Here is a 19,443-nt window from a genome sequence, read left to right as displayed (position 1 = left end):
AGGGCATTCTAATTAATATTCATACAAGCAAATCATTGCTGGTCTGTCATGTTGTGCAGATGGGATTAGAGCCAGTACTTACTTTAGACACAGGCTTCATGGCCTCAAGAAAGCTCCATACACTCAAAGACTGTTTGGGGGAGAGCTGCTGGACTCATTAAGTAGCTTCACGGCCACTGGTATGTTGCTCATACGCGGAAGACCCGTATAACGCTCGTAGTGTGAGTCATTACTAATCAGCTTGCCGGTGTTGCTTCCAATATCTCTGAAGGCTTGATCCTGTTCGGGTAAGCCCCCCCAGCCGTGAGACATAGAGATTACCCCGCGACGTAAGTTTTTGTCTGCCTTGACAACAGCACTGATGGTGCCATGTTCAGAGCTGAGCGAAATACCCATGCCATTATTGAGTTCTAGAGCTTCCATATCCAATGGGTGCATAAAAGCAGGATTATGACTGTCTCCACGGACCTGCCCCGGATTATCGTGCCAACTTGAATTCAGAACGTTTATTTGTCGTCTCGACACCAGTCTAAACGGATATGCGCCCTTTGTTTCGCCTGAATGGACGCTGCGCATCAGGTTCGACATCATTTCATTGTTGGCGAGATCTAGCCGTCCTTCCCAGTTTGCTTCTTTGGGCGCAACAATGACTGCTGGGTCTGCAAAAATAGCTCCGGCCGGATATTGCTTTACTTCCTCAAGTGAGACTCTGCCAGCTTTAGTGACGAACTCGAAGATATCATCGGTGGTTGGCTCATGGGTCATATCCACAGTCCAGGGTTCAATACCCGAGGTTCCGTGCCAGAGTATTGGGGTAGCCTCGAGCTGTAGTTCCATGCGCTGTGCCAGGCGGTAAAAGAACTGCCAATCTTCAAGCAAGTCAGAATCCTCGGGAGGCTCCACTACCGCAGGGCTATATTGTGCCCATGGCGCCGTTGTACCGAAGCCGGGGGCATAGCTATTCATGAATTCGTGGGTAAGCGTAATCCCAGGCATCTCTAGTGGATGACGCACTGCGATAACATAGTCGGATTCACGAGCAGTGGTCGACATTGTGAGATCGATTTGCACAGATAGTTCGAGTGCCCGAATGGATTCAATCGCCTTAACCTGATCGGGCCAGATCGATACTGGGTTGCCTCCATGGCTGATCAGCGCTTTTACTTGGCCTTCACCGGGAAGTAGGATCTCATCCGGCAGTGCGGCGGTAGGTAGTCCTGCGGCTGTACTGCTTAAGTTTCGGACGCGTAATTGCTCTCCGAAACCGTAGGCAAATTCTGGCGAAGGAGACTGAGCCTGGGCAATCGGTTGTACGAACTCGCTCAGGGTCGCTGGCTCGGTGACCTGCTCGCCAGCACGCAACCAACGCCCACAAAGTGTGTTGAGACAAAGCACCAAGTATTCCAGTAAGGTAGTGTTACCGGACATATTTGGGCCAGTTCCTGCCGTAGCGACTCCCGAGCCCGCAGTGGCAAACTCTCGGGCGGCTTCGGTAATCTGTTCGTAATCCAATCCGCTTAGCTCAGTTACGACTTCAGGGGTGTATACCTCGAGTGCGGCACGCAGGCTGCTTAATCCAGTAGTGTTATCGGCTACAAATTCAGCGTCGTAGAGTTCGTTATCAATAATAAATTGGAGCATCGCCGCGAGAATTGGAATGTCGGCACCGGGTTTTGGTTGTAAATGTATCTGTGCCCGTCGGGCTGTTTCTGAGCGCCGCGGATCGATGACAATAAGCTTCATGCCGCGCTTAAGCGCATCGGTTAGATGCCTGCCTGGATTAGTGTGGGGGATTCCACCGGACATAGATACTAAGGGGTTCATCCCAATAAGTAGTGTAGCTTGGGCCTGGAGAAAGTTATGCGAGGGTGCCATCCAGCGTCCAAACAGTGCCGCCGCGACGAACTTGCCAGGTTGATCAATGGTGTTGGAAGTGAAAGTCATTGGGCTACCGATGGCGGTCATCCAAGCCCCTGACATTACTGAATTGGCTGAGGAGGAGGTTGAACCAAAAGTACCAATATAAGCGGCAACTGACCTGGCGCCGTGCTCTTTGATCAGGGATGTGAGTTTGACTGCGATTTCATCAATGGCCTGGTCAACAGGAATCGGCAAGTAGCTGCCATCGGGCTGACGTTTCTGTGAATACCATAAACGGTTGGGACTGTTGCGCTGTGCCGCATAATTTTGTCCCTTGATACAGCAAAAACCTTGAAATAATGGGTTCTCTTTGTCGCCTCGAACTCTTATCGGTACACCTTTCTCTATATCGACTAAAACACCGCAACAGGCGTGGCAAGCTCGGCAGAAACTATTAACTGTACGACTCATCGCTATATCTCTATCACTTAATTCCAGCTACAACAGTATTGCATATTGCGTTGCATTAGCAATGTGATGTGCAAGGGCGGATTATCAATACATTATCTCAATGTGCATATCGAGTTAGGGTAGGGCTAGATTTACTAAAGCAAGCACTATTCTAGAGGTTTATTGTTAAATATAAGGTAAGACTGTTTCGGCAAAGTAATGAAGTTGTTGCCAGGCGTATTTTGGTGGAAAGCCAGAAATTAGGGGGTGCAAACACACATTTCCCTGTTCACCTCGTTCTCGAGCATAGGCTATGGCCTCCTCCGGCCTTAGTATTGGATAGAGGTCTGTGTTCTTCAGGGCGCGAACATCATCGATTTCAATATATTGTCCATCAGAGCCTGCTTTCTGCTGCCATCGGCCATAGGAGTTGCATTCGTGTAAGATGAAAGGAGCCATGCGTTTCCATTCGGAGTCTGGGTTATCCGCTACCGCTAAAAAGCCTGTTCCGATGTCACTCCATGGGCCCGGATCACGCCCAAGTTTTATTGCCTCTTCGCGGAACACCTTGTATAGCGATTCATCAGGGGTATAAAAGTTGTCTGCGAGCCGCGCCGCACGGCGAGCCGCTACTTTGCTGCTGCCGCCCAACCAAAGTGGTGGCCTGGGTTGTTGCACTGGACGAGGAAGAACGAGTGCTTTTCTGCCTTGGTATTGAAAGGGCTTGCCACGCCACGCCTCAGTAATAGTGCTGATGCCCTCTTCCATTAACGCCCCGCGCTGCTTAGGGTCGACGCCAAACATTTCAAACTCCTCTGGCACATAACCCCCGCCGAACACCACTTCAATGCGACCATTGCTTATAACATCGAGAACCGCCAGATCTTCAGCAAGTTTCAATGGGTTGTTTAGCGGCAAAATAATTAGGGAAAAACGAAGGCGTATCCGCTTCGTTCGCGCCATCATCGCGGAAGCCAGTACTATCGGTGAGGGGAGATAACCATCACTGCTGCAGTGGTGTTCGCTTATCTGCAGAATGTCAAAACCCTGCTCCTCTGCCCACACCGCCATATCGAGAGCGGCGTCATAAAGTGCTTGTGTTGAGGCTCCGAAATCAGGGTTTCTCATATCAAAACGCATGATTAGATTAGGCATAGGGCTCTCAGGGATAGCTGGGTTTTGCAGCAGTCTACAACTGTCAAAACATTTGTCAATAAATGTAATTTTGTGGGTGTGCCTACACGCCTAGTAGGCTTAGGGAGTGCTCGTGTGCTCAGCTGGAACTGATACAAGGGCTAGGCTGTTAGTTGATAGGAAAAGGGAACTGGAACAGAGCCCTTAGAAACAGACTCTGAACCCTAGCCTAGGTACTATAGACGCTGTGCTACAGCGTTGCCCTCAGCTGTTGCTTTAACAATCAAGCCGAGTCCGGTGACATCGCCCACCGCATGGCATGAGAAGCCTGCATTTATCAGTTCATTATAGAGAGTGCTGTCTGCCACGGGCTCTCCGGCCAAGAGGATGCTGTCAGCGGGAATGAGTCGTATATCACCATTGTCTAAGCTTATCTCGACCCCAGATTCGGTGATCGCGGAATAGTTGACCCGAGTGTTAATACGCACAGCCAGTTTTTCGAGTCGCTTTTCATGCTCAAAGCGTCTTTTGGGGCCGATTTCAGCGGCTATCAAGGGCCCTTTTTCCAGCAGGTGGACGTCGCGCTTTCTGGCGGCCAAAAATTCGGCCAACTCAATGGCTGCCAAATCTCCACCGATAATCACCACTTTTTTTCCTAAGGGAAGCCACCAATCGGCCAGTTTACGCAGGCGAGATGGACTCAGGTGCCGATCAATAATGGGGCCGGAGAGGGCAAGGCCAAATCTCAACCAGCTGGGCAGTGAGGCTGCTTCTGAGCTGATTTCACCGTTGGCTAAGTCGCGTAATAAACTTCCAGTCAATACATTTTTGGAAGTGATGCCTGGGATATCGTCGTACTGAAGCTTTGCTCCTGTGGCTACGATGACCTCATCGGGATTTAAGGTCTGAACTGTATTGAGGTTTACAGCTTCGCCTAAGCGAATATCAATATCTAAATGACGGACTTGGTGTTTGAGGTAATTGAGGAATCGCTCGTTATCACTGTGTACGGTAGAAGCCAGAACCAGTGAGCCACCGAGTCGACGGCGCTTATCCATTAAAGTCACACGATGGCCTCTCAGGGCGGCAACTCTGGCGGCTTCCATCCCAGCAGGACCAGCGCCAATCACAAGTATGTGTTTCTTGTGCGCTGCTACTTGGTAGTTAAGCTCGCGCTCACGTCCTGTGGCCGCATTGACGGCACAATTCATTTTCGCATCCATCGGCCAGAGAAACATTGAGTCGATACAGTTCTGACAAGAGATACAGCGGCGAATACTGTCGAACTCCTTGCGAGCGACTTTATTTGGAAGCTCAGGGTCGGCTAAAAAGGGCCGCCCCATAACGATCATATCGACATTACTGTTTTGCAGGGTATGTTCCGCAAACTCCGGGTCCAGAAAACGGCCGACAACCATCACCGGAACATTAACCACCTGTTTGATGGCCTCGGCTTCAGGTAGATTGTAGCCGTATTGATATTCGGGGCCACAGATCATCTGGGAGACCATTGGGTCGCTGATACCGCCTGAAACGTGGAATGCATCCACACCAGCGCGCTCAAGAATCGGTGCTAGCACGGCGCTGTCGTAGGAGTCGCGACCGCCGGGCACACGCTCGAAACCGGAGATTCGCAGGGTGATGGGGAAGTCTTGCCCCGCCACGGCCTTTATTCGATGAATTACCCGCAGCAAGAGTCGGGTGCGGTTTTCAACAGTGTCCGCGCCGTAGTCATCGGCGCGTTTGTTTTTAAGTGGGGAGAGGAAGCAGCCAAGGAGCATGTAAGCGTGAGCAGCGTGGAGCTCAATGCCATCGTAGCCTGCTTCGCGCGCCCGCCGGCTAGCCTGTGCATAGGACTCCACGATGTCATCAAACTCTTCTATAGCGAGCTCTCTGGCGGGCATTCCGTGGCAGGCGGCTACTCCATGGCTCGGCCCTACTGACATTTCCCCGTGATAGACGGAAATCATTGATTCAGGGCCCGGGTGAGTAATTTGGGGCTGTACCTTCGCGCCATATTGATGGATAGCGTCGGTCAGTTGGCGATGTGCTGCAATAAATTCATCGCTGCCTAGGGACATTGATTGAGGCTGATATTTTTGCCGCACATCGACCGTGCAGACTTCGACTGTAATGAGTCCAACACCGCCTTTGGCACGCTGTACTAAGTAATCTTGTAATCTTGCAGAGGGTGATTGATCCTCATTCGCATAGTTAGTGGTCATAGCTGCCATAACCATACGGTTCTTGATCTGCATCCTGCCAATATTAATCGCTTCGAGAAGTTTCAAGGCTCTAAACCACCTAAATTAATATTCTAGCCACTCACCAGCTATTTATTTGCTGTTTGTGTGCTGAGGGTGTACTGCGCTGCGAGCAGTCAATTTAGTGGCGCATTACACATAGCCATCACCTGCTCATTAAAAAGCAGATGAGAGTGTCGGCATTGTATGGCGAGCTGCTTGAGAAATGCAAAAAACATTTCAGTGATAATTTTTTTATTGTTAGACGTAATAGTCAATGAGACTTATGTTGTGGCTTTTGTCAGCACGTAATCCGCCGATGCTATAAAAGCTCGGTGCCTAGCTGAAAGCAGCATCTCTGGGATTAAGCTTATTCCCAGGTCTATAGGACGACCTGACATTGCACGCTTATCTAGCAGCAAGCTACTGCTGTAACACAGAGCATATAGAGCGAGTTGTTCTAAGCTTGCAGCAGCCTTGGGGGCTAACTCATGGCGCTAGGTAAATTATGATAAGCAGTCCAGCTGATAGTGCTGCAATAAAGCAGCGAAGCACGACGCCTTTATCAACCTTTGATAGCTCAGCTAAGGGTTCACGACTCAAGCGCGTGCGATAAAGCACTGGCCATTCAATCAGTGAGGCGTTGATGAAGCTGGCAATAGCGGCAGATTGGAGTGCGACTCGCCCCCAGCTATTGCTGGGAATGCCATGCCATAGCAGTACTACGGCTAAGGCGCCACCTACACTGCCAGCGATACTCATCATAAAAAATTGCGAGACACTGTTGTTACTGAAGTTCCAATTGAATAAAAACAGACCGCTATGCTTGGCGATGTCGTAATCGCCTTTGCTGGCATAAGCTCCCAGCAAGTGGAACCACTCGTGAATGAGTGTCGCCAGGGTGATGCCAGCGATAATGCCCGTAACGACACTGAGGCCAGAGGCTAGAGCCAGACCGGTGACAGCCTGCCAGCTGTCGGCCGCAGCAAACAGCGATAGCGTTAGGATTGCCAGTAAGGCCTGCATTCCCCAGAGTCGGGCCAGCTGCGCCTTAGAGGAGGGTTGCGGCGTGGGTTTCTGGGTTTTTTGAGAAGCGGCGCTCTCATTCATTTCTTCACTGCGCTCAACAGTGCTTTTGTTGTTCACAAGATGCTTTCCTAATTATTGACTGTGCTGCGCCACTGAGGCGTAGTCGGATAGGGCTATTTATGTCATGAAACATGCTAAGAGGTCTAATGTTTAGTGATAATTTACTGCTCCTGCGCTCAGGAAAGGTGTTTGAATCTGCAGCGTCTCTTGACCCGATAGCCAGCAGTATATGGATCTAAGCTTGGTTTTTCGCCAATACGAGTTTACCTTGGATACTATGAACATAAGCGACTTTCTAGCCAAAGTAAGATAGATAAAATTTTTCACTGACCATCGAGACTTGTGCTGCTACCATTAAAGATAAAATAACCTAAATTTATATAGCAGGAGAGCTGCCCGTGAAAAAAGCACCCGCACGCCTCACGCCCTTCCCTAGGGGTCCTTTGATAGCCGCGCTAGCCGCAGCTAGTTTATCCGCACCCGCTTCGGCTTTGACTTTTGAGCTCGGGCCCTTTGAGGGAAACCTATCTACCAACCTCTCGGTGGGTGCCAGTTGGCGCACGGAAGCGCCGGATAATGGTGTGCTGGCACCAGGTAACACCAATGGCCGAGGTAGTGCCTCATCAAGTACTGCCGATGATGGCAACCTGAACTATGACCGCGGTGACCTATTCTCACTGCAGTTTCGCGGGATTCATGACTTAGAGCTGGCCGCAGATAACTACGGCATTTTCACCCGACTAAAATACTGGTACGACTATGAGCAGGGCCACGGTGAGGTGCCTCATGGCCACATCGCGAATGGTTACAGGCCAAATCGTAAGCTGGACACCTCTGGCTTTGAACGTTTGGCACGTTATCGTGGCATCGAGTTCCTCGATTACTATGCATATGGAAGTTTTGAGGTAGCTGAGCGTCCGCTGGAGCTACGTGCAGGTAATATGGTGCTGAGCTGGGGCGAAAGCACCTTCATCCAAAATGGCATCAACGTTGTTAACCCCTTCGATGTCACCGCGCTGCGCAAGCCCGGTTCAGAGATCAAAGAGGCTCTGTTACCGGTGGGCATGGTTTACGCAAATTACGGCCTCACCTATGACCTCAGCGTGGAAGGTTTTGTGCAGTACGACTGGCAGCGAACGGTCCTAGACGAATGCGGTACCTATTGGAGCGCGGCCGACCCCTACGGGGGTGGCTGTGATATCTTGACTGTGTCCAATGCTGTGCACGATCGCGATGCAGAGGCCGAAGGCTTTGTGGTGAGGCGCAGCTCTGATGTTGAGGCCTCTGATTCAGGTCAGTGGGGGCTCGCCTTGCGCTACTACGTCGAGGCTCTGAATGCGACTGAGTTTGGTCTCTACTACATGAACTACCACAGTCGCACGCCAATCCTCAGTGCCACAAACGCTACCCAGGCCTTTGGCTTGCCAATTAATTTTGGTGCTAACCCCGAGTACTTTTTTGAGTTCCCAGAGGATATTGAACTCTGGGGTCTGACCTTTGCCACCAACCTTGGTGATTGGGCTGTGTCTGGCGAGCTGAGTCATCGCCCTGACTTCCCCTTGCAGATTAACACCACGGATATTTTGCAGACTATTGCCCTTGGTAGCGCAGCTGAGTGGTCGCGGATGCTGCCCCGGTCCTTAGCGCAGGGTCCCGGTGCTTACTTAGCAGGTTATGACGATGTGTCATATACCCAGTTCCAAATGACCTTTATCAAGTTCTTTGAGCAGGTTTTGGGTGCTCAACGCTTGTCGTTTGCCAGTGAAATCGGTGCCGTCTGGCTCGGTGGGATGAACAAAAATATTAATTATGGCCGTTCTCCCGCTTATGGGGTTGGCGATTTTGCTCCCTTTGCCAGTGAGTTTGCGCTTTGGCCTGGTTCACCCATTGCCTGTGACTCACATCCGGCTGCCGAGGCCTTTGCTGGCATTAGTCCCAACAGTAACCCCGATTATTGCACCAAGGACGGTTTCACTGACGACTTTTCTTGGGGTTACCGAATTCGGGCAGGTCTTGAGTACAGCGATGCCTTTGCAGGTATTAACTTGACGCCCAATATTGCCTGGTCTCATGACGTCAAAGGCACATCACCGGCGCCCAACTTTGTTGAAGACCGGATTGCGCTGAGCTTGGGCGTAACCGCGGACTACCTCAATATGTACCGTGCAGAATTGTCCTATACCAGCTTCTTTGGGGCAGATTATGATGAGCTAAAGGATCGTGACTTTGTTTCCCTGAGCTTCTCGGTAGCCTTTTAGAATAATTGAATCATAGGAGTTACATATGAATAAGACCTTAATGTCTATTGGCCTTGCGTCTCTCTTGGGCCTAGGTAGTGGCCTAGCGCTAGCCAAGGCGACACCAGAGCAGGCCGCGCGCCTGGGGGGTAGTGAGCTGACACCGATGGGCGCCGAGCGAGCTGGCAACGCCGAGGGCACTATTCCACCTTGGGAGGGTGGGATTAGCGAGCTGCCCGCGGCCTACAAGAAAGGCGAGCGGCTGGTTGATCCCTTTGCTGACGACAAAGTGCGATTCACCATTACTGCTCAAAACGTCGACCAGTACGCCGACAAACTTTCACCCGGGCAAATCGCCATGTTTAAGCGCTACCCGGACACTTATGCCATGCCTGTTTACCCGACTCGCCGCAGTGCAGGCCTGCCCGAGAGTGAGTATCAGTTGATTAAGGATGGCGCCACTGAAACTGAGCTCGTTGCTGGTGGCAATGGCCTAGTTAATTTTAAGGCCAACGTGCCTTTTCCGATTCCTGCCAGCGGTGTTGAGGTGATCTGGAACCACATCACTCGCTACCGCACTCCGCTCGGTGTAAAGCGACGCTATATCCAGGCCCCAGTGCAAACGAATGGTGCTTTCTCGCCAGTACTGTTTGAAGAAGAGGCGATCTTTGCTAACCGTTTCCCCGACAACCCAATGCCAAATCGCTTGTTCGTCTTCCTGCAGCGTATTCTGGCTCCTGCACGTCTCGAGGGTGATGTGTTGCTGGTACACGAAAATGTGGACCAAGTAAAAGAACCGCGTTCGGCATGGGTCTACAACTCTGGGCAGCGCCGGGTCCGCCGGGCTCCTAACATTGCCTATGACGGCCCAGGTGTGGCCTCTGACGGTTTGCGCACAGCAGATGACTTAGACCTGTTCAACGGTGCCCCCGATCGCTACGACTGGGAGTTGGTGGGCAAGCGTGAGCTGTACATTCCTTATAACGCTTATGATCTGCGCCGTGGCGACCTAAAGTACCAAGACATTATCAAGCCAGGTCACATGAACCCTGAGTACTTGCGCTACGAGCTGCACCGAGTATGGGTGGTTGAAGCCACGCTAAAAGAGGGTGCTCGTCACATCTATGCGCGTCGAACCTTCTATGTGGACGAAGATAGCTGGCAGATCGCCGTGGTTGATCACTACGATGGTCGCGGCGAGTTGTGGAAGATGAAAGAGGGCCACATGGTGCAGCACTATCAAGTGTCAGTACCTTGGATTTCTGCGGAGTCTCTGCACGACTTAATCTCCGGTCGCTATGTAGTGATTGGCTTGGATAATGAAGAGCGCGGTTACCAGTATGACTTTGATTATGTCGGCGATTTCAAAGATTTCACGCCAGCGGCATTGCGCCGTGCCGGTCGCCGCTAGGTCGAGCGTCATGATGGCGCGCAGTAATGCTGCCTGCCGACCATTCCTCGCAGTAGTGCTGCTGGCGCTGCTGACTTTTGCCCAGCCCGGCAGCACTGCTGAAGATTTTGTGTTTCTTCCCGCCCTCAGAGTGGATGAGCCAGAGCAGATGCAGCTGCTGGACATCGCTCGCGCGGGAGAACGCTTGGTAGCGGTGGGTGAGCGGGGGGTGATTATCCTCAGTGATGATCACGGTCGCAGCTGGCGCCAGGCCGAGGTGCCGGTCAGTACAACACTAACCGCAGTCCACTTCCCTGAGCCCGATTCGGGCTGGGCTGTGGGGCATGCCGGAGCTATTTTGCACAGCGCCGATGGTGGCGACACTTGGGAGCTGCAATTTGATGGCCGCGAGGCCAATCGTCAGTATTTGGCCTGGGCGCAAGCCAGGGCTGCAAGCTTGGAGGCAGAGCTCGCTGCAAGCGAGGATGCGGAGCAATTGGGTGCTCTGGAAGAGGCGCTTGATGAGGCGCAGTTCGCTGCCGAGGATGCCGCTGATGCGATTGATACTGGGCCAGCTGACCCTTTTCTGGATGTGCTTTTCACCGATGCCAAGTCGGGCTTTGCGATAGGTGCTTATGGCATGTTGTATCGCACTGATAACGGTGGCGATGATTGGCGGATAGCCATTGACGGTATAGCCAACCCTTATCGCTACCACTACTACGCAATAGCTCAGGATAGCGCCGGAGGCCTATATCTGAGTGGTGAAGCCGGCCTACTGTATCACTCTGAAGATGCTGGTAGCACTTGGCGGCGGGTAGAAGATCTCTACGATGGCTCCTTGTTTGGGCTCATTGTGTCCGGCGAAAGGGTCTACGCCTATGGGCTGCGTGGCCACATATTTAAGGCTTCTACAGCAAGCGCAGACTGGGCTGAATTTACGAATAATAATGGGACCAGTCTATACGGCGGTGTGCGGCTTGCTGATGGCCAGGCTTTGATGGTTGGCGCTGGCGGTCTAGCACTAGCCATTAGCGAGAATGGTACACAGCAAGCTTGGCGGCACCCCTCGCGCGCCAGTTTGTCCTCAGCTGTGCAAGCGGCCAATGGCGACGTGTGGCTGGTAGGTATGTCTGGTCTGATGGCATTGAGTGAGGCAAATTCTCTGTGACTAAGCACGAAAGTACTACCCTCAGCGCAGAGGATGGTCGCCTGCGGCCTCTTCTGGGCACTCTCATGATGCGTGCACGAGTGCCTTTGATCGCGTTATTTGCTATAGCTACATTGTTCTTTGGCTGGCAGGCCAGCCAGCTCAAGCCAGATGCTAGCTTCGAAAAAATGCTGCCCACCTTACACCCCTACATCCTGAACTTCCTCGAACGACAAGATGAGCTAAAGGGTTTAGGAAACTCAGTGCGCATCATCGTCGAGAGTCGTCAGGGCGATATTTTTACCAAGGAATATCAGCAGCTGCTGCAAGAGATCACTGATGAAGTGTTCTACGTCAACGGGGTTGACCGATCCGCTATGCAGTCGCTGTGGACCCCCAATACTCGCTGGATGGAAGTCACCGAAGAGGGTTTTGTGGGTGGTGCGGTCATTCCCGACGACTACGATGGCAGCGAGCGCACTCTGGTTAAGTTGCGTGAGAACGTGCTCAAGTCGGGCCAGATTGGCCGCATCGTGGCCAATGATTTTAAATCCACGATTATTGTTGCACCTTTGGTCGAGATCGACCCCAACACCGGTGAGCGCCTAGATTACGCAAAATTTTCTCAGGACCTTGAAACGATGGTGCGTAACAAGTACCAGTCGGAAAAGGTCAGCATCCGTATTACTGGCTTTGCCAAGCTAATTGGTGATCTGATTGATGGGGCAACCCTAGTAGGCCTATTTTTCTTAGTGGCCTTTGGTATTACAGCCGTGATGCTGTTTTTGTATTCACGCTGCGTCTGGCTGACTGGGGCGGCACTATTGTGCTCGACAGTTGCCGTAGTGTGGCAGATGGGCTTGCTGAAGTTAATGGGGCTGGGGCTGGACCCTTACTCCATGTTGGTTCCTTTCCTGGTTTTTGCTGTGGGGGTGAGTCATTCGGTCCAAATTATTAACCGCTTTGGCACGTTGATTTATCTTGAGATGCCGCGCATTGAAGCGGCAAAGCTGACCTTTATTCGCTTGTCCAAGCCAGGCTTTGTGGCCCTGTTAAGTGACGGTGTGGGCTTCTTTACTCTGCGTGTTATCGATATTCCGGTTATTCAGGAGCTGGCGCTAGTGGCAGCTACCGGTATTGCTGTGCTGGTACTGACCAATTTACTGCTGCTGCCCTTAGTACTGACCTTCACTGGTATTTCCAGTCGCTGCGTGAGCTACCGAGTAGAAAAAGAAAATAGCAACTTCCGTCATTGGCGCATACTCTCTGGTGTTGCCCAGCGTGGCCCTGCACTGAGTGTGCTCGCTGTCTGCACGGTGCTATTTGCGGTCGGCATTTACTTCGGGAAGTTCCAAAAAATAGGTGACCTCGACCCCGGGGCGCCAGAACTGCGTCCAGACTCACGCTACAATCAGGACAACGCCTTCTTGACCAATAATTACAGCACCAGTACCGATGTCTTTGTCGTTATGGCCAGCACGGATGTGCAGCAGTGTGGTAGCTACGAATTTATCTCCGCGGTGAATTACTTCCAAGGCGTGATGGAAACCGTGCCCGGTGTACAGTCGGCAATGTCGCTGGTGGATGTGTCCAAGCTAGCTATTCAAGGTATGAACGAGGGCAGCCCCAAGTGGCACGAAACAAGCCGCAACCGCTATATCCTCAACAACTCCTTAAGTAGCGCGCCGAGCACACTGCGTAACACTGACTGCTCCATGGCTCCGGTTATTCTATTTTTAGATGACCACAAGGCAGATACCTTAGATGGCGTGGTCCAAGCAGTTACCGAGTTTGCCGAGCAGCACAATAGTGACAGCCTGCAATTTGATCTGGCGGCGGGCAATGCTGGCGTGGAAGCTGCGACCAACATCGTTATTCGCAATGCCCAGAACAAAATGCTGTGGTGGGTGTATGGCGTGGTGATCGCTCTGTGCTTGATTAACTTCCGCTCATTGCGTATTACCGCCTGTATTATTATCCCACTGGTGCTGACCTCGGTGCTGGGGCAGGCCCTGATGGCGGCACTGGGCATCGGCGTGAAAGTGGCCACTTTGCCGGTAATCGCCCTTGGTGTGGGTATTGGTGTGGACTATGGGATCTATATCTACTCCGCCTTACAGAGCCATTTAGCTAAGGGAGAAGGGCTGCAAGAAGCCTATTTCCACGCGCTGAAATCCAGTGGTACGGCGGTGGCTTTCACTGGCCTGACGCTCGCAGTGGGCGTAGGCACTTGGATATTCTCACCGATTAAGTTCCAGGCTGATATGGGCATTATGCTGACCTTCATGTTCTTCTGGAACATGATCGGAGCGCTGTTGTTCTTGCCGGCACTCGCTTGGCTGCTGACTTCGTCTAAGAAGGCCAGCGACTGAAGCAGTGCTGAGAACACTTAGCCGACTGTGGCAATCAGCTATTGCCACAGTCAGCGCTTAACTGGCGCTGTAGTCGGATGGGAGGTGCAATGCGGTATTCTATACTGGCTTCTATAATTATCCTGAGCGATTGACAGAGCCCAGTGATTTTGTGAGTGTGATAATCATAATTATATAAAGCAAAGGCATCACTTATGACTAAGGTTAATGCCATCTGTCGCTCTTGCGCGGCTATGTGTCCGCTAGTGGTTGAGCTTGATAACAATCGCCCAGTTAACATCATCGGCGACAAAGATAATCCCGTTTTTCACGGCTACAGCTGTATCAAAGGCCGTGAAATGGTCAATACGCTGCATCATCCCGATCGTCTGTATAAGAGCATGAAGCGCTTGCCTAATGGCGAGTTTGTCGAAATAGGCTCTGAACAGGCGCTCGATGAGATTGCTGAGCGTCTGCAGGCAATTATTGCTGAACACGGCCCACGCGCTGTGGCGACCTACGCCGGCACATTTATTTTCACTTATCCGGCAACACAGCCAGTTCAGCATGCATGGATGGATGCGCTGGGCACCCCAATGCGTTTCACCGCTGCTTCCATCGACCAGCCAGGCAAGGCGATTGCACCTGCTTTACATGGTAGCTGGCAGGCTGGCGCACAGGTATTTGACGATGCCGATACCTGGATGTTGGTCGGTGTTAATCCGCTGGTTGCTAAGTCCGGCGGTGTGCCGAACCAGAATCCGGCCAAGCGCTTGAAAGATGCTGTAGAAAAAAACGGGATGCAATTAGTGGTTATCGACCCGCGTCGAAGCGAGTGCGCCAAGTGGGCGGCGGTGCACCTGCAGCCTCGGCCGGGTGAGGACCCGACAGTACTGGCCGGTATCATCCGTGTGATTATTGAAGAGCAACTCTATGACCAAGACTTTGTGGCTGAAAATGCCGAAGGCTTTGAACAGTTGCGAGCTCAGGTGGCTGGATACAGCCCTGAGTATGTGGCCGAACGCGCCGGTATAGCGGCGGCAGATTTGATTCAGGCGGCGCATCTATTTGCTGGGGCAAAGCGCGGTGGCTGCACGGCCGGCACCGGCTCGAATATGGCCGGTCGCGGCAATCTCACCGAATACTTGTTGATGTGTTTAATGACCCTTTGCGGGCGCTGGCTGAAGGCCGGTGAACGAGTGCCAAACCCCGGTGTGATGGGGCCAAAATTTAATCCCAAAGCACAGGCTAGCCCGCCCCACAAAGGCTGGGGCTTAAGTGAAAAGCTGCGTGTTCGAGGTCTTACTGATACCGCGGTTGGTTTGCCTACCTCGGCACTGGCCGACGAAATCTTGCTTGAGGGTGAGGGGCAGATTAAAGCGCTGATCTGTATCAGTGGTAACCCGCTGCTGGCTTGGCCAGACCAGGAAAAAACCCTGGCAGCGCTGAAGAAACTTGATTTATTTGTCTGTCTGGATATTCAGATGGCAAATAACAGCTGTCACCTGGCAGATTACACGATGGCCTGTAAGCATTCACTGGAGTCGCCGGCGATCACCCTGCCCAATGAAATGCTGTCCTACTTTGGCACCGGCTTTGGTTTTAGTGTGCCTTATGGGCAGTATGCTGCGGCCACCGTGGAGGTGCCAGAAGACTCTGATCTGATCGAAGAGTGGGAGTTTTTCTACGGCTTGGCTCAGCGCATGAACTTGCCAATAGAGTTCGAAGTCGCCTACAGCTGGGCAGTCACTGGCCAAGCACCGCCCAAGGTCAGTTTGGATATGAAAAACAAGCCCACAACAGATGAATTATATGAGCGTTTAACCGAGCAAGCGAGGGTGCCGCTGGATAGGGTAAAGCAGTATCCAGGTGGCCATATTTTTGATGATGAGGCGGTCTATGTCGCTGATAAAGAGCCCGGTTGGAGCGCGCGCCTGCAACTAGCCGACCCAACCATGATGGCTGAACTGGAGGAGGTGCTCGCTGAGCAGCCGGATCATTTGCGCTTTGATGGTTATCCCTTCCGGCTGATCAGTCGGCGTACGCCAGATGTCTTTAATTCAACAGGTCGCAATAATCCCAAGCAACTGCGCAAGTACAAATATAACCCGGCCTTCATGAATCCCAGCGATGCCGCTAACTTGGGTTTTGTCAGCGGAGAGCTGATCCGTATTGAATCACCGCACGCGGACATCAAAGGCATCGTTGAGCTAGAAGAGGGTATTCGTCCCGGAGTTATTTCGATGAGCCACTGCTTTGGTGGTGACCCTGAGCGGGATGAAGATATTCGTGAAAAAGGCTCCGCTATCAACCGTTTGATCAGCGTCGATCGGGAGTATGACCCTTACACCGGTATTCCTCGTATGAGTGCCGTACCGGTGCGAGTGGCCAGTATCAAGGGTGATGAGTCTAAAGCTGTTTAGGCGGCGAAGCTAAGGCAGTGCTTCAGCGGGCTGCTTGCTGCTGTCCCGCTGACTCTGATCCTCTGCAAGAGGTTCAGGGTAGATAACTTCGGCAATCCGCAAAATGTGCTTAGAACTTTCCTCAAATAGCGCGATGATTCGCAATAGCCGTGAAGCGTCAGGTGCGATCATATAACCAGTGGTGATCAGTTCTAGCAGTTCTGTCCGACGTTTGTGCCGCAGGTTTTTAATTAGCTGCAGTTGCTCCGAGCGCTGCTGTAGCGTTAATTGCTTGAGCTCACCACTGCGCATAATGACTAGGAGTGCTTCCGGCAACTGCGAGTCAAGTGCGGCGTTAATATCTGATTGAGTGAACTCCGCAAGTTCTATTATCAGATCCCGCAATTGCAGGGACTCTTCTCGAGCCCAGTTCAGGTTCAGAAAAACCTCCGACAGTCCTTCGGTGAGGTTTTGTGCTCCAATACGGTTACCGTAATCGCCAATGGCAGCAAGCAGCACACCAGTATGAATGGATTCTTCAGGCTGCGACTCGCGATCAATAATCTCGCGCCCGCGAAACAACAGCTGTTTGAATACACGCTTGATCTCTAAGTGCATGGCATTCATACCCATTTCGGGGACTGAGATTACCGTGTCATCGAGGTAACGTAGTCGATCGGAGTTGAGCTCGGGTTGCTTAATCCACTGCTCAACGCGGCGCAGTAACTGGTCTGCGAACAGGGACATGAGTAGCAGTCCAAATAGGTTAAATAATGTGTGAAACAGAGCCAGCCCGGTGCTGATGTTCATGCGCCTGTCAGAGCCTGCAGTAAAGTGCTCGAACAACCACCACAGGGGGCCGAGTAAGAGCAGGGCGATACAGCCAGTGAACAGTTTTTCTGTTACGTGCACTAAAGCCAGGCGACGGGCGTTGGGGGTAGCGCCGATACTGGCTAATAGGCTGGTAGAGGTCGTGCCAATATTCGCACCAATCACTAACGAGGCGCCCAGTAAAGGTGTCAGCACCCCGGTGACAGAGGCGGTGAGGATGATAGCGAGCGCCGCAGAAGAGGATTGGATTAGCGCTGTTAACAGTGCGCCAAATAACACGCCAAGAAGGATGCCGATGGGCCCAGAGGTTCCGAGGCGCTCAATAGGAATCCAGTCAGCGACATCGATAAAGGCATCGCGCAACATGCCCAAGCTTAAAAACAGCAAACCAAAGCCAGCAATTGAGAAACCGATGTGTGCTATACGCCGATTATTGCCAAATAGCTTTAATAGCATTCCGGCCCCAATCAGAGGGAGAGCGAATGCCCCTACGTTTATCTTTAAGCCGATCAAGGCAACAATCCAGGCGGTGATAGTGGTGCCTAAGTTACTGCCAAAAACTACCCAGGCAGCTTGCTTGAGGCGCAGCATGCCAGCATTGGTAAAGCCCAGAGTAGTGACAATGACTGCACCGGAAGACTGCACTAGGGCAGTAATACCAAAACCTGCCAAGGCTGCCCTTAGGCGGGTTTTAGTCGAGCGTTCGAGGAAACCCTGTAAAGATGATCCAGCGGCGGCTTTTAGCCCGTCGGTCATCATGGACATGCCGAGCAGCATCAGGCCGATGCCGCCCAGCGACAGAGTAAATGTCATCCAGCCCATTCTGTGACCTCAGTAGCTTTCGACTTGTGTGCGGAAGTTGTCTGGCACCGGTACCACGCAGCGCTGCTGGTAATCGAAAAACAGCAGGGTAGTGGCAACTCGAGCGACTTCTTGTCCGGAGGGGGCTTTGCTGATGCGATAGACAAATTTAAAGCTCTTGTCTTTGATATCGCAAACCCCTAACTCAACAAGCAGTTTTTCGCCGTAGCTGACTTCTGCAAGGTAGGCTATCTCAGCGTGAGCCATAATCAATTCGGCATCTTCAAAAACAGTCGCTTGGCTGTGGCCGGACTTGCGGATAAAGCGCAGCTGCGTCTCCATGGTGATAGGGAGGATACGGTCAGCGCCTAGGTGGTTAGCTGCATTGATGTCGCTGTAAAGCACGTCATAGTGGATGGAGAACAAAAATGTTTCCGGAAGTTCGATGGTTTTACGCGACATGCACAGTTCCCTAGGGTGGCAGATACTGCTGCGCATTCTAGCGCCAGCGCGAGGGCATTGCATAGCAAAGTAGCTGCTCTAGATCGATAGCCTAGGGCAACTGCGTTAAAACCTTGGCTTGTTCGGGGTGGCGTGCTGGCGGCTTTGACACTTACCTTTAGTCCAACTACCTTCAGGGTTGCCATGTTAAGAAAAGGTAAAATAAGATGAGAGTGACAGCTATCACCTTGGTATTTGTTCTTTTTGGCTTAGGCCTTATTGCCAGCTCAAGTGCTGATCAGCCTAGGGTTGTTAATGTTGGTGAGCAATTGCCAGCAAAACTTCGGGGGCTGTTGATTCAGGAGATGATAAGCATTCTTGCTGCTAGCCAGAAGATTCAGGCTGCCATAGTGCGGGGAGATCACCAAATCGTGGCCCAGCAAGCACAGGCGATTCATGATAGTTTCATCATGGCTCAAGAGATGACAGAAGAAGACGAGCAGGCACTGCTTGCAGCGGTGCCGCAAGGTTTTCTCGAACAAGACGAAGCGCTGCATAAACTCAGCGAGGAACTTGCCGAAGCTGGCCGCGACAAGGACTCGGCTCGACAAGTGCAGCACTTTGCTGAAATGACAGCAGGCTGCGTGGCCTGTCACAGTGAATACGCAAGTGCTCGCTTCCCGGGGCTCTAGCTAGGGGCCTATCTGATATAGCAAAGTTGATAAACCGGATGCTTACACAGGGTTTTTTGAGCTGCATTTAGCACTTTCTGCATTTTTTATCATGCATTTTTTTAATTGTTATCAATGACAAAAATCCGGCACAGGAACTGTGCAAGTAAGGGTTTAGCGGTGGGGCTAGGTATTGGCTTGTGCTTGCCCTGCCGGGCAGGTCTTGGGGATTTGCTAATGCCTGATAAAGCGCCTGATTAAGACGCTGTTGGCTAATGAGATACAGGGCTAATTGAGGTTGGGCAGCGGTTTATATTTTTCGCTGGGCCATCTGCTGCAATGTGTTTTATCACAGCAGATGGCATGGCTTTCTAGTGCAATATTACGGCTAGT

General features: G+C 52.0%; 12 protein-coding genes. 6 read left to right on the top strand and 6 right to left on the bottom strand.

What is annotated here, in order from left to right:
- Positions 1-123 precede the first annotated feature (123 nt).
- The 4 genes from H2508_RS08090 to H2508_RS08075 form a co-directional block, all read right to left on the bottom strand.
- Positions 124-2,331: a molybdopterin-containing oxidoreductase family protein gene (locus tag H2508_RS08090; protein ID WP_182171638.1), complete on the bottom strand. Its 2,208-nt coding sequence runs from the start codon at positions 2,329-2,331 to the stop codon at positions 124-126.
- A gap of 165 nt (positions 2,332-2,496) precedes the next feature.
- Entirely contained in the window at positions 2,497-3,465 is a 969-nt protein-coding gene (locus H2508_RS08085) for an LLM class flavin-dependent oxidoreductase (protein ID WP_182171635.1), read from the bottom strand.
- Between the two features lie 215 nt (positions 3,466-3,680).
- Entirely contained in the window at positions 3,681-5,735 is a 2,055-nt protein-coding gene (locus tag H2508_RS08080; RefSeq protein WP_182171632.1) for an oxidoreductase, read from the bottom strand.
- A gap of 441 nt (positions 5,736-6,176) precedes the next feature.
- Positions 6,177-6,833 carry a hypothetical protein gene (locus H2508_RS08075; RefSeq protein WP_182171629.1) on the bottom strand — a complete coding sequence of 219 codons (657 nt, stop codon included), beginning with the start codon at positions 6,831-6,833 and terminating at the stop codon, positions 6,177-6,179.
- A gap of 341 nt (positions 6,834-7,174) precedes the next feature.
- On the opposite strand from H2508_RS08075, the gene H2508_RS08070 reads away from it, so the two are divergent.
- The 5 genes from H2508_RS08070 to H2508_RS08050 all read left to right on the top strand — a co-directional run bounded on the left by H2508_RS08070 (position 7,175) and on the right by H2508_RS08050 (position 16,327).
- Positions 7,175-9,034 carry a DUF1302 domain-containing protein gene (locus H2508_RS08070; protein ID WP_182171626.1) on the top strand — a complete coding sequence of 620 codons (1,860 nt, stop codon included), beginning with the start codon at positions 7,175-7,177 and terminating at the stop codon, positions 9,032-9,034.
- 25 nt (positions 9,035-9,059) lie between these two features.
- Positions 9,060-10,424, top strand: coding sequence for a DUF1329 domain-containing protein (locus H2508_RS08065; protein ID WP_182171623.1), 1,365 nt, complete (start codon positions 9,060-9,062; stop codon positions 10,422-10,424).
- The gene (locus H2508_RS08060) at positions 10,354-11,574 is read left to right on the top strand and encodes a WD40/YVTN/BNR-like repeat-containing protein (RefSeq protein ID WP_235965148.1); all 1,221 of its coding nucleotides are present in this window, start codon (positions 10,354-10,356) and stop codon (positions 11,572-11,574) included. Before H2508_RS08065 ends, H2508_RS08060 begins: the two co-directional genes overlap by 71 nt.
- Positions 11,571-13,925 carry an efflux RND transporter permease subunit gene (locus H2508_RS08055; RefSeq protein ID WP_182171620.1) on the top strand — a complete coding sequence of 785 codons (2,355 nt, stop codon included), beginning with the start codon at positions 11,571-11,573 and terminating at the stop codon, positions 13,923-13,925. The genes H2508_RS08060 and H2508_RS08055 overlap by 4 nt, the downstream gene beginning before the upstream one ends.
- 194 nt (positions 13,926-14,119) lie before the next feature.
- Positions 14,120-16,327 carry a molybdopterin-containing oxidoreductase family protein gene (locus H2508_RS08050; protein WP_182171617.1) on the top strand — a complete coding sequence of 736 codons (2,208 nt, stop codon included), beginning with the start codon at positions 14,120-14,122 and terminating at the stop codon, positions 16,325-16,327.
- A gap of 9 nt (positions 16,328-16,336) precedes the next feature.
- Here the strand turns inward: H2508_RS08050 and H2508_RS08045 are convergent, their stop codons facing one another.
- Positions 16,337-17,959 carry a Na/Pi cotransporter family protein gene (locus tag H2508_RS08045; RefSeq protein ID WP_182171614.1) on the bottom strand — a complete coding sequence of 541 codons (1,623 nt, stop codon included), beginning with the start codon at positions 17,957-17,959 and terminating at the stop codon, positions 16,337-16,339.
- A gap of 9 nt (positions 17,960-17,968) precedes the next feature.
- Positions 17,969-18,400: an acyl-CoA thioesterase gene (locus H2508_RS08040; RefSeq protein ID WP_182171611.1), complete on the bottom strand. Its 432-nt coding sequence runs from the start codon at positions 18,398-18,400 to the stop codon at positions 17,969-17,971.
- Between the two features lie 206 nt (positions 18,401-18,606).
- Here H2508_RS08040 and H2508_RS08035 point away from each other — a divergent pair, with 206 nt between their 5' ends.
- On the top strand, positions 18,607-19,071 hold the full coding sequence (locus tag H2508_RS08035) for a cytochrome c (protein ID WP_182171608.1): 465 nt from the start codon (positions 18,607-18,609) through the stop codon (positions 19,069-19,071).
- The last annotated feature ends 372 nt before the right edge of the window (positions 19,072-19,443 follow it).

This window comes from Sediminihaliea albiluteola, assembly GCF_014077625.1.
Taxonomy (GTDB): Bacteria; Pseudomonadota; Gammaproteobacteria; order Pseudomonadales; family Halieaceae; genus Sediminihaliea; species Sediminihaliea albiluteola.
Note: the sequence above shows the minus strand (reverse complement) of the source record. Positions and strands in the feature narration are given on the sequence as shown.

Excerpts from the sequence above, each read along its gene's own strand:
- H2508_RS08090 (WP_182171638.1), bottom strand. The coding sequence starts at position 2,331 with ATGAGTCGTACAGTTAATAGTTTCTGCCGAGCTTGCCACGCCTGTTGC.
- H2508_RS08085 (WP_182171635.1), bottom strand. The coding sequence starts at position 3,465 with ATGCCTAATCTAATCATGCGTTTTGATATGAGAAACCCTGATTTCGGA.
- H2508_RS08065 (WP_182171623.1), top strand. The coding sequence starts at position 9,060 with ATGAATAAGACCTTAATGTCTATTGGCCTTGCGTCTCTCTTGGGCCTA.
- H2508_RS08040 (WP_182171611.1), bottom strand. The coding sequence starts at position 18,400 with ATGTCGCGTAAAACCATCGAACTTCCGGAAACATTTTTGTTCTCCATC.
- H2508_RS08035 (WP_182171608.1), top strand. The coding sequence starts at position 18,607 with ATGAGAGTGACAGCTATCACCTTGGTATTTGTTCTTTTTGGCTTAGGC.
- H2508_RS08045 (WP_182171614.1), bottom strand. The coding sequence starts at position 17,959 with ATGGGCTGGATGACATTTACTCTGTCGCTGGGCGGCATCGGCCTGATG.
- H2508_RS08060 (WP_235965148.1), top strand. The coding sequence starts at position 10,354 with ATGACTTTGATTATGTCGGCGATTTCAAAGATTTCACGCCAGCGGCAT.
- H2508_RS08050 (WP_182171617.1), top strand. The coding sequence starts at position 14,120 with ATGACTAAGGTTAATGCCATCTGTCGCTCTTGCGCGGCTATGTGTCCG.